This is a genomic window from Streptomyces sp. Ac-502, from assembly GCF_045222935.1.
Lineage (GTDB): Bacteria > Actinomycetota > Actinomycetes > Streptomycetales > Streptomycetaceae > Streptomyces > Streptomyces monomycini.
The window spans coordinates 4,420,866-4,434,855 of sequence record NZ_JBHFFO010000001.1 but is presented as its reverse complement, the minus strand read 5'-3'; the positions used below and the strand labels follow the sequence as shown (position 1 = coordinate 4,434,855).

The 13,990-nt window shown below is 66.9% G+C and carries 6 protein-coding genes, 3 rRNA genes and 1 pseudogene; 5 read left to right on the top strand and 5 right to left on the bottom strand.

The features are described from left to right. The first annotated feature begins 374 nt into the window (after positions 1–374). From ACEXOX_RS19870 to rrf, 3 genes are all read left to right on the top strand, one after another. Positions 375–1,903 (top strand): 16S ribosomal RNA (locus ACEXOX_RS19870). 304 nt (positions 1,904–2,207) lie between these two features. Further along, a 23S ribosomal RNA gene (locus ACEXOX_RS19865) occupies positions 2,208–5,329 on the top strand. 74 nt (positions 5,330–5,403) lie between these two features. After that, positions 5,404–5,520: ribosomal RNA gene (gene rrf / locus ACEXOX_RS19860) — 5S ribosomal RNA — on the top strand. The 16S, 23S and 5S rRNA genes sit together here, the layout of an rRNA operon. A gap of 455 nt (positions 5,521–5,975) precedes the next feature. Here the strand turns inward: rrf and ACEXOX_RS19855 are convergent. From ACEXOX_RS19855 to ACEXOX_RS19835, 5 genes and pseudogenes are all read right to left on the bottom strand, one after another. Next, the gene (locus ACEXOX_RS19855) at positions 5,976–7,286 is read right to left on the bottom strand and encodes a DUF58 domain-containing protein (protein WP_406522228.1); all 1,311 of its coding nucleotides are present in this window, start codon (positions 7,284–7,286) and stop codon (positions 5,976–5,978) included. Between the two features lie 9 nt (positions 7,287–7,295). Continuing rightward, positions 7,296–8,261 carry an AAA family ATPase gene (locus ACEXOX_RS19850; protein ID WP_406526401.1) on the bottom strand — a complete coding sequence of 322 codons (966 nt, stop codon included), beginning with the start codon at positions 8,259–8,261 and terminating at the stop codon, positions 7,296–7,298. Positions 8,262–8,843: 582 nt separating this feature from the next. Next, positions 8,844–9,497, bottom strand: a pseudogene (locus ACEXOX_RS19845) (DUF4350 domain-containing protein); the annotation flags it as partial. After that, positions 9,494–10,165: a DUF4129 domain-containing protein gene (locus ACEXOX_RS19840; RefSeq protein WP_406522226.1), complete on the bottom strand. Its 672-nt coding sequence runs from the start codon at positions 10,163–10,165 to the stop codon at positions 9,494–9,496. The pseudogene ACEXOX_RS19845 and the gene ACEXOX_RS19840, both read right to left, overlap by 4 nt. A gap of 28 nt (positions 10,166–10,193) precedes the next feature. Continuing rightward, positions 10,194–11,231, bottom strand: a complete 1,038-nt coding sequence (locus ACEXOX_RS19835) for a hypothetical protein (RefSeq protein WP_406522224.1) — start codon at positions 11,229–11,231, stop codon at positions 10,194–10,196. Positions 11,232–11,810: 579 nt separating this feature from the next. Here ACEXOX_RS19835 and mtnA point away from each other — a divergent pair. Both mtnA and mtrA read left to right on the top strand, forming a co-directional pair. Next, complete coding sequence (gene mtnA, locus ACEXOX_RS19830; RefSeq protein WP_406522222.1) at positions 11,811–12,983, top strand: S-methyl-5-thioribose-1-phosphate isomerase; 1,173 nt, start codon at positions 11,811–11,813, stop codon at positions 12,981–12,983. Further along, complete coding sequence (mtrA, locus tag ACEXOX_RS19825; protein WP_030017937.1) at positions 12,980–13,657, top strand: two-component system response regulator MtrA; 678 nt, start codon at positions 12,980–12,982, stop codon at positions 13,655–13,657. Before mtnA ends, mtrA begins: the two co-directional genes overlap by 4 nt. Positions 13,658–13,990: the final 333 nt, after the last annotated feature.

Sequence of the window (13,990 nt, the reverse complement as noted above, 5' to 3'; positions counted from 1 at the left end):
GCGGAAACGCCGAACGGATCTGGTAAGGTTGGAACCGCGAAGAAGCCGAAAGGCCGAAACGCACCGGCGAAAATCAGGACCACGAGGATCTGATAGAGTCGGAAACGCAAGACCGAAGGGAAGCGCCCGGAGAGCCTGGTGAAACAGGCACAAAGGAAGCGTCCGTTCCTTGAGAACTCAACAGCGTGCCAAAAGTCAACGCCAGATATGTTGATACCCCGTCCACCGGCAGCAGCCGGAGGATGAGGTTCCTTTGAAAAGCCCACCAGCACTTAACGGTGCGGGTGGCACACACAGCGAGGACGCTGTGAACGGGAAGCCTATTCCGCTTCCTGTTCCGCTCTCGTGTGTGTTGACCCGATTACGGGTAAACATTCACGGAGAGTTTGATCCTGGCTCAGGACGAACGCTGGCGGCGTGCTTAACACATGCAAGTCGAACGATGAACCTCCTTCGGGAGGGGATTAGTGGCGAACGGGTGAGTAACACGTGGGCAATCTGCCCTGCACTCTGGGACAAGCCCTGGAAACGGGGTCTAATACCGGATATGACACACGACCGCATGGTCTGTGTGTGGAAAGCTCCGGCGGTGCAGGATGAGCCCGCGGCCTATCAGCTTGTTGGTGGGGTAATGGCCTACCAAGGCGACGACGGGTAGCCGGCCTGAGAGGGCGACCGGCCACACTGGGACTGAGACACGGCCCAGACTCCTACGGGAGGCAGCAGTGGGGAATATTGCACAATGGGCGAAAGCCTGATGCAGCGACGCCGCGTGAGGGATGACGGCCTTCGGGTTGTAAACCTCTTTCAGCAGGGAAGAAGCGCAAGTGACGGTACCTGCAGAAGAAGCGCCGGCTAACTACGTGCCAGCAGCCGCGGTAATACGTAGGGCGCAAGCGTTGTCCGGAATTATTGGGCGTAAAGAGCTCGTAGGCGGCTTGTCACGTCGGATGTGAAAGCCCGGGGCTTAACCCCGGGTCTGCATTCGATACGGGCAGGCTAGAGTTCGGTAGGGGAGATCGGAATTCCTGGTGTAGCGGTGAAATGCGCAGATATCAGGAGGAACACCGGTGGCGAAGGCGGATCTCTGGGCCGATACTGACGCTGAGGAGCGAAAGCGTGGGGAGCGAACAGGATTAGATACCCTGGTAGTCCACGCCGTAAACGTTGGGAACTAGGTGTGGGCGACATTCCACGTCGTCCGTGCCGCAGCTAACGCATTAAGTTCCCCGCCTGGGGAGTACGGCCGCAAGGCTAAAACTCAAAGGAATTGACGGGGGCCCGCACAAGCAGCGGAGCATGTGGCTTAATTCGACGCAACGCGAAGAACCTTACCAAGGCTTGACATACACCGGAAACGTCTGGAGACAGGCGCCCCCTTGTGGTCGGTGTACAGGTGGTGCATGGCTGTCGTCAGCTCGTGTCGTGAGATGTTGGGTTAAGTCCCGCAACGAGCGCAACCCTTGTTCTGTGTTGCCAGCATGCCCTTCGGGGTGATGGGGACTCACAGGAGACTGCCGGGGTCAACTCGGAGGAAGGTGGGGACGACGTCAAGTCATCATGCCCCTTATGTCTTGGGCTGCACACGTGCTACAATGGTCGGTACAATGAGCTGCGATACCGCGAGGTGGAGCGAATCTCAAAAAGCCGATCTCAGTTCGGATTGGGGTCTGCAACTCGACCCCATGAAGTTGGAGTTGCTAGTAATCGCAGATCAGCATTGCTGCGGTGAATACGTTCCCGGGCCTTGTACACACCGCCCGTCACGTCACGAAAGTCGGTAACACCCGAAGCCGGTGGCCCAACCCCTTGTGGGAGGGAATCGTCGAAGGTGGGACTGGCGATTGGGACGAAGTCGTAACAAGGTAGCCGTACCGGAAGGTGCGGCTGGATCACCTCCTTTCTAAGGAGCACTTCTTACCGGCCTTCGGGCTGGTCAGGGGCCAGTACATCGGCGAATGTCCGGTGCTGGTTGCTCATGGGTGGAACGTTGACTACTCGGCACACTTGGCTCACTGGTCACTAGTACTGCTTCGGCGTGGAACGTGTCAGGGGGGCGAGGGTGTCGGGCACGCTGTTGGGTGTCTGAGGGCATGGACGGAGACGTCTGTACCTTCAACGCCGGCCCCGGTAAAGGCCTGCTTCGGCGGGTTGTGACGGGTGGCTGGTCGTTGCTTGAGAACTGCACAGTGGACGCGAGCATCTGTGGCCAAGTTTTTAAGGGCGCACGGTGGATGCCTTGGCACCAGGAACCGATGAAGGACGTGGGAGGCCACGATAGGCCCCGGGGAGCTGTCAACCAAGCTTTGATCCGGGGGTGTCCGAATGGGGAAACCCGGCAGTCGTCATGGGCTGTCACCCGCTGCTGAACACATAGGCAGTGTGGAGGGAACGCGGGGAAGTGAAACATCTCAGTACCCGCAGGAAGAGAAAACAACCGTGATTCCGGGAGTAGTGGCGAGCGAAACCGGATGAGGCCAAACCAGTCACGTGTGATACCCGGCAGGGGTTGCGTGGTTGGGGTTGTGGGAGTTCTCTTGACCGGTCTGCCGGCCGGTCGGCGAGTCAGAAACCGTTGGTGTAGGCGAAGGACATGCGAAAGGTCCGGCGTAGAGGGTAAGACCCCCGTAGCTGAAACATCAACGGCTCGTTTGAGAACCACCCAAGTAGCACGGGGCCCGTGAAATCCCGTGTGAATCTGGCGGGACCACCCGCTAAGCCTAAATATTCCCTGGTGACCGATAGCGGATAGTACCGTGAGGGAATGGTGAAAAGTACCGCGGGAGCGGAGTGAAATAGTACCTGAAACCGTGTGCCTACAAGCCGTGGGAGCGTCGCTATGCAGCTTGCTGCATAGTCGTGACTGCGTGCCTTTTGAAGAATGAGCCTGCGAGTTTGCGGTATGTTGCGAGGTTAACCCGTGTGGGGAAGCCGTAGCGAAAGCGAGTCCGAAGAGGGCGTTGAGTAGCGTGCCCAAGACCCGAAGCGGAGTGATCTAGCCATGGGCAGGTTGAAGCGGAGGTAAGACTTCGTGGAGGACCGAACCCACCAGGGTTGAAAACCTGGGGGATGACCTGTGGTTAGGGGTGAAAGGCCAATCAAACTCCGTGATAGCTGGTTCTCCCCGAAATGCATTTAGGTGCAGCGTCGTGTGTTTCTTGCCGGAGGTAGAGCACTGGATAGGCGATGGGCCCTACCGGGTTACTGACCTTAGCCAAACTCCGAATGCCGGTAAGTGAGAGCGCGGCAGTGAGACTGTGGGGGATAAGCTCCATGGTCGAGAGGGAAACAGCCCAGAGCATCGACTAAGGCCCCTAAGCGTGTGCTAAGTGGGAAAGGATGTGGAGTCGCAGAGACAACCAGGAGGTTGGCTTAGAAGCAGCCACCCTTGAAAGAGTGCGTAATAGCTCACTGGTCAAGTGATTCCGCGCCGACAATGTAGCGGGGCTCAAGCACACCGCCGAAGTCGTGTCATTGCAGTAGATACCCCTAACGGGGACTGTGATGGGTAGGGGAGCGTCGTGTGCCGGGTGAAGCAGCACCGGAAGGTAGTTGTGGACGGTTCACGAGTGAGAATGCAGGCATGAGTAGCGATACACACGTGGGAAACGTGTGCGCCGATTGACTAAGGGTTCCTGGGTCAAGCTGATCTGCCCAGGGTAAGTCGGGACCTAAGGCGAGGCCGACAGGCGTAGTCGATGGACAACCGGTTGATATTCCGGTACCCGCTTTGAAGCGCCAAACATCGAATCAGGCGATGCTAAGTCCGTGAAGCCGCCCTGAGCTCTTCGGAGCGTAGGGGAGTGGTGGAGCCGACGGACCAGACTTGTAGTAGGTGAGTGATGGGGTGACGCAGGAAGGTAGTCCAGCCCGGGCGGTGGTTGTCCCGGGGTAAGGGTGTAGCCCGTGCGGTAGGCAAATCCGTCGCACGTTAAGGGTGAGACCTGATGCCGAGCCGATTGTGGTGAAGTGGATGATCCTATGCTGTCGAGAAAAGCCTCTAGCGAGTTTCATGGCGGCCCGTACCCTAAACCGACTCAGGTGGTCAGGTAGAGAATACCGAGGCGTTCGGGTGAACTATGGTTAAGGAACTCGGCAAAATGCCCCCGTAACTTCGGGAGAAGGGGGGCCATTGCTGGTGATGAGTTTTGCACTCTGAGCTGGTGGTGGCCGCAGAGACCAGCGAGAAGCGACTGTTTACTAAAAACACAGGTCCGTGCGAAGCCGTAAGGCGATGTATACGGACTGACGCCTGCCCGGTGCTGGAACGTTAAGGGGACCGGTTAGCTCCATTTCGGTGGGGCGAGGCTGAGAACTTAAGCGCCAGTAAACGGCGGTGGTAACTATAACCATCCTAAGGTAGCGAAATTCCTTGTCGGGTAAGTTCCGACCTGCACGAATGGCGTAACGACTTCTCGACTGTCTCAACCATAGGCCCGGTGAAATTGCACTACGAGTAAAGATGCTCGTTTCGCGCAGCAGGACGGAAAGACCCCGGGACCTTTACTATAGCTTGATATTGGTGTTCGGTTCGGCTTGTGTAGGATAGGTGGGAGACTGTGAACTCGTCACGCCAGTGGCAGGGGAGTCGTTGTTGAAATACCACTCTGGTCGTGCTGGATGTCTAACCTGGGTCCGTGATCCGGATCAGGGACAGTGTCTGGTGGGTAGTTTAACTGGGGCGGTTGCCTCCTAAAGAGTAACGGAGGCGCCCAAAGGTTCCCTCAGCCTGGTTGGCAATCAGGTGTTGAGTGTAAGTGCACAAGGGAGCTTGACTGTGAGACTGACGGGTCGAGCAGGTACGAAAGTAGGGACTAGTGATCCGGCGGTGGCTTGTGGAAGCGCCGTCGCTCAACGGATAAAAGGTACCCCGGGGATAACAGGCTGATCTTCCCCAAGAGTCCATATCGACGGGATGGTTTGGCACCTCGATGTCGGCTCGTCGCATCCTGGGGCTGGAGTCGGTCCCAAGGGTTGGGCTGTTCGCCCATTAAAGCGGTACGCGAGCTGGGTTTAGAACGTCGTGAGACAGTTCGGTCCCTATCCGCTGTGCGCGTAGGAGTCTTGAGAAGGGCTGTCCCTAGTACGAGAGGACCGGGACGGACGAACCTCTGGTGTGCCAGTTGTCCTGCCAAGGGCATGGCTGGTTGGCTACGTTCGGAAAGGATAACCGCTGAAAGCATCTAAGCGGGAAGCCTGCTTCGAGATGAGGGCTCCCACCCCCTGGAGGGGTTAAGGCTCCCAGTAGACGACTGGGTTGATAGGCCAGATATGGAAGCCCGGTAACGGGTGGAGTTGACTGGTACTAATAGGCCGAGGGCTTGTCCTCAGTTGCTCGCGTCCACTGTGTTAGTTCTGAAGTAACGAACTCGCCTTGCCGGCTGGAGTTCAACTTTATAGTGTTTCGGTGGTCATAGCGTTAGGGAAACGCCCGGTTACATTTCGAACCCGGAAGCTAAGCCTTTCAGCGCCGATGGTACTGCAGGGGGGACCCTGTGGGAGAGTAGGACGCCGCCGAACAATTTTTCAGCTCCGGTCCCTGAACCTTATGGTTCAGGGACCGGAGCTTTTTTGCGTTCCCTGCGTTCCTGCCTACGGAGTGCCTGCCCGCTGTAGCTTCCAATGCCCCGCACCACTCGGTGCGGGGCATTGTGCGTTGTATGAGCTATGGCCGTGGCGGCTGCCTCGTCTCGCCCTAGAAGCTTCTGGCAGCGGTTGGTGTGCGGGCCCCAAGCGGCGTATGGCGCAGACGACCGTGCTGCGGCCGCGCTGCCCTGGACCGCGTATTCGTACCCACGTATATCCGTCGCTCCGTACCGCGAGCAACATGCGTCCAGCGGCTGCCGACTCCGGACCGCCGGGCCTGCCGGCTTCCTTCCGGGATATGCGCCGTGCATGCCGCGTATACAGCTCATACGGCCGGTACGGGCTTCGGCCAGGAGCCGAAGCTCCGAAGCCCCCGAGGCCTCCGCCTCCTACAGTCGGCCGGAAGCCTTGAGGGAGAGGTACGCGTCCGCGAGGTCGGGGGCGAGGCGGGCCGGAGTGGAGTCGATGACCGTGATGCCGTGGCGGCGCAGGCGGTCAGCGCTGCGGCGACGGGCCGCGCGCGTCTGTTCGGCGGCGGCTGCGGCGTACACGGCTTGTGGGGTGTGGCGGGCGGCGGCCATGTCCTCGATACGGGGATCCGCCACCGCGGCGACGATGATCTCGTTGCGCTGGGTGAGGCCGGGGAGGACGGGCAGCAGGCCTTCCTCGACCGGGGCCGTGTCCAGGCCGGTGAACAGGACGATCAGGGCGCGGCGCGGCGTGCTGCGGTGGAGGGCGGCGGCCAGGCCGTGGGCGTCCGCCTCGACGAGTTCGGGTTCGAGGGGCGCGAGGGCGTCGGTCAGGGCGGGCAGGAGGTCTCCCGCCGCGCGGCCCTGGACGGAGGCCCGTACCCGGCGGTCGTAGGCGAGGAGGTCGACGCGGTCGCCGGCGCGGGATGCCAGGGCGGCAAGCAGCAGTGCCGCGTCCATGGCGGCGTCCAGGCGCGGGGTGTCGCCGACGCGGCCGGCGGAGGTGCGGCCGGTCTCCAGGGCCAGGAGGATGCGCCGGTCGCGCTCCGGGCGCCAGGTGCGTACCGCGACGGACTGGCGGCGCGCGGTGGCGCGCCAGTCGATGGAGCGGGTGTCGTCGCCGGGGGTGTAGTCGCGGAGACTGTCGAACTCGGTGCCTTCGCCGCGGGTGAGGATGCTGGTGCGGCCGTCGAGTTCGCGGAGCCGGGCCAGCTTTCCGGGCAGGTGCTTGCGGCTGGTGAAGGGCGGCAGGGCGCGCACGGTCCAGGGGACGTGGTGACTGCCCTGGCGGGCCGCGAGGCCGAGGGGGCCGTAGGAACGGACCGTGACGCGTACGGCGTGGTGGTCGCCGCGCCGGGTGGGGTGGAGTGTCGTCGTGACGCGGCGGCGCTCGGCTGCGGGGATGCGCAGGCGGTGGCGGGAAGCCGGGACTTCGGTGCCGGGGGCGAACGAGCTGGGCGGCCAGGCGTCGCGGAGCTGCGCGCGGAGTGGTCGCCGGTCCGGGTTGGTGACGGCGAGGTGCGTACGAGCTTCCTGGCCGAGTCGAACGGATGTTTCACCGGTTCGGGTGAACTGGAGCTTCCGCACTGGCGCGGCAAGGGCCAGGTCGCACAAAATTGCTAGCAGCAAGGCGAGTTGGACGGTGAGGATGCCGGTCCAGCTCGGCAGGAGGAGGCCGACGAAGAGAGCTCCGACGGCGGAGATGAGGGCGGTGCGTCCGGTCAGGGCCACGGCTCGGTCTCAGCGGGGGACGGGAAGGTGGGCGAGGACGGAGTTGATGACGGAGTCGGCGGTGACTCCTTCCATCTCGGCTTCCGGGCGGAGTTGGACGCGGTGCCGGAGCGTGGGCAGGGCCAGGGCTTTCACGTCGTCAGGGGTGACGTAGTCGCGGCCGGTGAGCCAGGCCCAGGCCCGGGAGGTGGAGAGCAGGGCGGTGGCGCCTCGGGGTGAGACGCCGAGGGAGAGCGAGGGGGATTCGCGCGTGGCACGGCAGATATCGACGATGTAACCGGTGACCTCGGGGGACACGGCAACCTTGGCCACGGCCTCCCGGGCCGCTTCGAGATCGGCGGGGCCTGCGGCGGGACGCAGGCCGGCCGCGTCGAGGTCGCGTGGGCTGAAGCCCTGGGCATGCCGGGTGAGGATGTCGACCTCGTCCTGACGGGCGGGCAGCGGGACCGTCAGCTTCAGCAGGAACCGGTCGAGTTGGGCCTCGGGCAGCGGATAGGTGCCTTCGTACTCGACGGGGTTCTGCGTGGCGGCGACCAGGAAGGGCTCGGGAAGAGGGCGGGGCGTTCCGTCGACGGTGACCTGACGCTCCTCCATGGCCTCCAGCAGGGATGCCTGGGTCTTGGGAGGGGTGCGGTTGATCTCGTCGGCGAGCAGCAGATTGGTGAAGACCGGGCCGGGCTGGAAGGAGAACTCCGAGCTGCGTGAGTCGTAGACGAGCGAGCCGGTGACGTCGCTCGGCATGAGATCGGGGGTGAACTGAACGCGCTTGGTGTCGAGTTCCAGGGTCGCCGAGAGCGCGCGGACGAGCAGGGTCTTGGCGACACCGGGGACGCCTTCGAGCAGGACGTGCCCGCGGCAGAGCAGCGCGACGACCAAGCCGGTGACGGCCGGGTCCTGGCCTACGACGGCCTTGGCGATCTCGGTGCGGACGGCCTCCAGGGAGGCTCGGGCGCTGTCAGCTGTCGGGGTGCTCACGGGGGTCGTGCCTCTCTGGGGACAGGATCGAACGTTCCAGGTGGTCGAGCTGGTCGGCCAAGGTGACCAGGGCCGTGTCGTCGGCGGGCGCGGGCCCGAACAACAGGGAGTGCAGGGTGGCGCCGGTCGTCGCGTCCGACGGCAGGCGCGCGGAGACCGCGGGGAGAAGGATGTCGGGGGTGTGGGCGTGTGTGGGAGACACGCCGGTGAGCGGTGCGAGCCGGGCGCGGGTGGCGGCCCGTAGGACGTCGGCGGCACGGTCGCGGGCGCCGGCCCGCTCGTACAGGCGGGCGTGGCCCTCGGTCGTCTCGGCGGCGGGGACGGTGACCGGCAGCCGCTCGGGGACGAGGGGGCCGAGCCGCCGGGCCCGCCAGAAGCCCGCGAGGGCGGCGGCGACGAGGAGCTGGAGCAGTGCCCAGCGCCAGCCGGAGGGGATGAGGTCGAAGAAGCCGCGCCGGCCGTCCTGCGTGGACGAAGGGTCGCTGACGGAGGGAGGTACCAGACCAGATGACGGTGCGAACCGAGCAGTTGCAGAGCGAGCGAGGCGTTGCCGTGTTCGGCGAGCCGGCGGTTGTGGAGGATGTCCGGGGCGCCGAGGAGGACGGTGTCGCCGCCGGTCGTGGAGGGCAGGCGCAGCAGGGTGGCGGCGCCGTCGCTGGGGTAGCAGCGGTCGGCGGTGCGGACGGATGTCGAGTAGCGCAGCCCGCCGAGTTTGGCGTCTCCCGCGGCCCGGGCGGCGGGCAGGGCACAGCCCGGGGACAGCGGCTTCACGTCGGTGGGCCTCCCGGCCTCGGTCCCCGGCGCGAAGACGTCCAGGGCGGCGGGGCCCGGCGTGAGCAGGACGGTGCGTCCTGCCTTGCGGCCGGTGGCCTGGTGGAGGGTGTTCAGCTGGCGGCGGGTCAGCAGGTTCGGGTCGGTGACCAGGACCGTGGTGTCCGGACCGGCTGCGGCGGCTGCTTCCTCGGTGGTGGTCACGACGCGGGTGTCGACGCCGTGGTCGTTGAGGAGTGCGGCGACGGCGCCGCTGCCGTAGCGGTCCACCGACCGGGGATCGAGACGTCCGTGCTGATCCCCGGACCGCAGCAGCGCGAGGCCGGCGCCGCCCAGGAGGAGGACGAGGAGACCGGCGAGCAGCCCGCGCGAGCGGGTCCACAGACGGCGCGTGGTCGGCGCGAGCGAGGTGGTTCCGGGCGCAGTGGTTTCGGACGAGCTGGTTTCGGGCGTGGGGGCGTTCATGTGCCGCTCCCGTGGGGAGCGGCGGCCAGCTGCGGTTTGCTGTGCCGCAGGTCGGTGTCCAGGGTGCTCAGAGCGGCGTACTCCTGTGCGGTGCCCGGGCGGCCGCCGTACGTGACGTCGTCGAAGGTACGGGCGGCGGCGTGCAGGCGCTCGGAGTGGGCGGGCAGGACCCGGCCCGCCTCCGACGCGGCCTCGTCGGCGGTACGGCCGGGGCCGGGGATGAGCAGAGTACGTTCCTCCAGGGCGAGGACGATGGCCCGCATCCGTTCCTGGACGGCTTCGGTCCACCGGCTGCCGGCCGCGTGCCGTTCTGCGGCGGCACGGTGTTCCGCGGCCGTACGGGGGCGGTCCCCGAAGAGCGCGCCGCCCCCCGAGGTGGGGGTGCGGCGCAGGGCGCCCAGCCGGAGCCGGAGGGCGACGGCGAGCAGCAGTATGACGAGGACGACGGCGAGGAGGCCGGTCCAGCCGCCCGGAGTGGCCCCGGCGGCGGCTTCGAACAGGTCACCGATGCGGTCCCAGAACCAGTCCAGAGCGCGCTGGAGCAGGTTCGGATCGTTCTGGTGGTACCGCGGATCGGCGAGTTCGCGTTCGGCCGCCTCACGGGCCGGCACCCGCGGAATGCGTACCGGTCCGTCGTCTCCGGAGCCCGGCATCAGCTGCGCGAGCACGGCAATCCTCCCCGCCCCCGTCACCGCATCAGCTTCCCGGAGTGCTGCCGGCCGTGCCCTGGCCGGCGCTGTCCGGTCCGGGGCCGGGCTGGCCGGGTGCCTGCTGGCCGGGCGCGTCCGTGCCGTAACCGGGGAGGCCGGCGGCGCGGGCGAGTTCGAGGTCGAGGGCCTCGCGGCGGATCCGCTGGTCCATGTAGAGGAGCGAGGTGACGCCCGCGCTGACGGGGTAGGTGACCGCGGACGTGATCACGGTGCCGACGGCCAGCACGATCAGGAACGTCCAGCCGGTGTCGCCGTTGCCCTCGGTCCAGGCAGTGAAGCTCTCACCGCCGAGGAGGACGGCGACGATGGTGGCCGGCACCTGCACGATCATCTGCACGACGGCGATCAGCAGATGCGTGAGGAGCTGGATGCCCAGGATCCGCCACCACGCGCCGCGCACCAGCTTGGCGGAGCGCCGCATCGAGGCGATGACACCCTGCTTCTCCAGCATCAGCGCCGGGGCGGCGAGGCTGAAGCGGACCCACAGCCAGATGCTCACGACGACGGCGCCCACACCGCCGAGCACGAGGAGCGGCAGACCGGCCGCGGGCTGGCCCACGGCCGAGACGACGATGCCGGGCACCATGCCCACGAGGATGACGGCCGAGACCATGAGGGGCAGCAGGAGCAGCAGACCGAGCAGCCGCGGCAGCCGGCCGCGGGCGTCCCGCCAGGCCTCGCCGGCCGTCACCGAGCGTCCCAGCACGGCCCGGCTGACGACGATGGTGAGCATCGCGGTGACGACGATCGTGCTCAGCAGCCCGATCACCGAGGTGATGGCGCCGCCCGCGAGAGTGGATCCGACGGCGTCCAGCGCTTCGCTGAGGGTGGCGTCGGGATTGTTCTCCAGCGCGGACAGGTCCTGGGCATTGCGGAACAAGAACCCGTTGACGAGCGTGTTCGCGGTCTGCGTGATGACCGCGACGACCAGGGAGATCCCCAGGACGGTGCGCCAGTGGGCGCGCATGGTGGACACCGCGCCGTCGAGGATCTCGCCGACGCCGAGCGGACGGAGCGGGATCACGCCCGGCTTGGCCGCGGGGGGCGGGGCCCAGGCGGCGCCCCAACCCGGCTGTCCTCCCCACCCGGGCTGACCGCCCCGGCCGGGCTGCTGTCCGCCCCAGCCGCCGTGGCCGCCCTGCGGGCCGGGAGGCCCGGCCTGCCCGCCGCGGCCGGAGCCGCCGGTGGGCGCGGACCACTGACCGGCGGGAGGCTGCTCCTTGGACCACTGCGGAGGGACCGAGGAACCGCCGGCCGGTGCGGCGTCGGACGGGACCGCAGGTTCGGTGGGGCCCGGCGCACCGGCAGTACCGGTAGCGTCGGCGGGAGCGTCCGAGCCGGTGGGTTCCGCGGCGCCGGGCCGGCCCTGCGCGGCGCGGTCCGGTTCGTCGGAGGGGAGGATCCGGGCGAGGCCCAGCCCGGAGAGTTGTTCATCGTCGCTCCTTCATGCTTCCCGCCCGTTCGAACGGCCGGTGTGCGGCGTCCGCAGTGCCTGTCATCGTGTCATGGCGTGGGGCCCCGCGTCCCCGGGCCCTTGTCCGGGGAGCGACCTTGCACGGGGGAGCCCTTCTGCTCCGGCCGGTGTCGGCGGCAGACTGGGCGGATGGCCGATCGCTACGAGAAGTCCGAGGCGGGCGCCGACGCTCCCGTGGTTCCGTCACTGCGTTGGGAGGAGCTACCCGAGGGGCCCGTACTGGTTCTCCTCGATCAGACACGGCTGCCGTCCGAAGAAGTCGAGCTGGTGTGCACGGACGTACCGGCTCTGGTGCAGGCGATTCGAACGCTGGCGGTGCGCGGCGCTCCGCTGCTGGGCATCGCCGGGGCGTACGGAGTCGCCCTGGCCGCCTCGCGGGGGTTCGACGTGGCCGACGCCGCCGACACCCTGGCGCACGCGCGCCCGACGGCGGTCAACCTCGAATACGGCGTCCGGAGGGCGGCCGGCGCCTACCGCGGCGCGGTCGAGGGCGGAGCGGACCGTGAAGGGGCCGCCGCCGCGGCGCTGGCCGAGGCCCGCGCCGTCCATGCGGAGGACGCCGAAGCCAGCTCCCGGATGGCCGCGCACGGGCTGGCGCTGCTGGACGAACTGGTCCCCGGCGGCGGCCACCGCATACTCACCCACTGCAACACCGGGGCGCTGGTCTCCGGGGGCGAGGGCACCGCCCTGGCGGTGGCGCTGGCAGCCCACCGGGCCGGTGAGCTGCGGCGGCTGTGGGTCGACGAGACGCGGCCGCTGCTGCAGGGCGCGCGGCTGACCGCGTACGAGGCGGCGCGTACGGGCATGCCGTACACGGTGCTCGCGGACGGGGCGGCCGGGTCGCTCTTCGCGGCGGGCGAGGTGGACGCCGTACTGATCGGTGCCGACCGGATAACGGCGGACGGTTCGGTCGCCAACAAGGTGGGCAGCTACCCGCTGGCCGTGCTGGCCCGGTACCACCACGTGCCGTTCCTGGTGGTGGCGCCGACCAGCACGGTGGACCTGGACACGGCGGAGGGCGCGCTCATAGAGGTGGAGCAGCGGCCCGGGCACGAGGTGACGGAAATCGCGGTCCCCTTCTTGCCCGGCGCCGGGACGGAGGCCGGCACCGGGGTGCCGGTGGCTCCGCTGGGCGCGCTGGCCTACAACCCCGCCTTCGACGTGACGCCGGCCGAGCTGGTGACGGCCATAGTCACCGAGAACGGAGTGGTCTCACCGGTCACTCCGGGCGGCCTCGCGGAGCTGTGTTCCACATCACGATGGGGTAAGTCACGATCAGGTAATGGGATGATGGCCGAATGAAGGGACGCGTCCTGGTCGTCGACGACGACACCGCACTGGCAGAGATGCTCGGCATCGTGCTGCGCGGCGAAGGCTTTGAACCGTCGTTCGTCTCGGACGGGGACAAGGCGCTCGCCGCCTTCCGGGAGACCAAGCCGGACCTCGTGCTGCTCGACCTCATGCTGCCCGGGAGGGACGGCATAGAGGTGTGCCGGCTCATCCGTGCCGAGTCCGGTGTACCGATCGTCATGCTGACCGCGAAGAGTGACACGGTCGACGTGGTGGTCGGCCTGGAGTCGGGGGCGGACGACTACATCGTCAAGCCGTTCAAGCCCAAGGAGCTGGTGGCCCGCATCCGGGCACGGCTGCGCCGCTCGGAGGAGCCGGCGCCCGAGCAGCTGGCCATCGGTGACCTGGTCATCGACGTGGCCGGGCACTCGGTCAAGCGCAGCGGCCAGTCGATAGCGCTGACGCCGCTGGAGTTCGACCTGCTGGTGGCGCTGGCCCGTAAGCCGTGGCAGGTGTTCACGCGGGAGGTGCTGCTGGAGCAGGTCTGGGGCTACCGGCACGCCGCGGACACCCGGCTGGTCAACGTGCACGTGCAGCGGCTGCGCTCCAAGGTCGAGAAGGACCCGGAGCGCCCGGAGATCGTGGTGACCGTGCGCGGCGTCGGCTACAAGGCCGGGCCCAGCTGAGATGTCGCGGGACGGTTCGGCCCCGGAGGACGAGCGGGGGCGGACCGTCCGCCCGGCAGGCGATATGCCCCTTTTGCGGCGTTTGTTTGGGTGGCTGCCCGGCCGGATGACCGGTCGGCCGAGCCGACGGACGGACGGGGAGGCCGTACGTGCTGACGGCCGCGACGTCGCCAGCCGTGACGTCATCAGCCATGCCGGTGACAGCCGTGCCGGTGCCCGTCAGGCCGCCACCAGGCGTGATGTCGACGGTCGTGATGTCGACGGTCGTGACGATCGCGGCCCTGGCCGCGGTGCGAGGGCCGGTGGGCGGTCCGGCGACGGGACGGCGCGGTC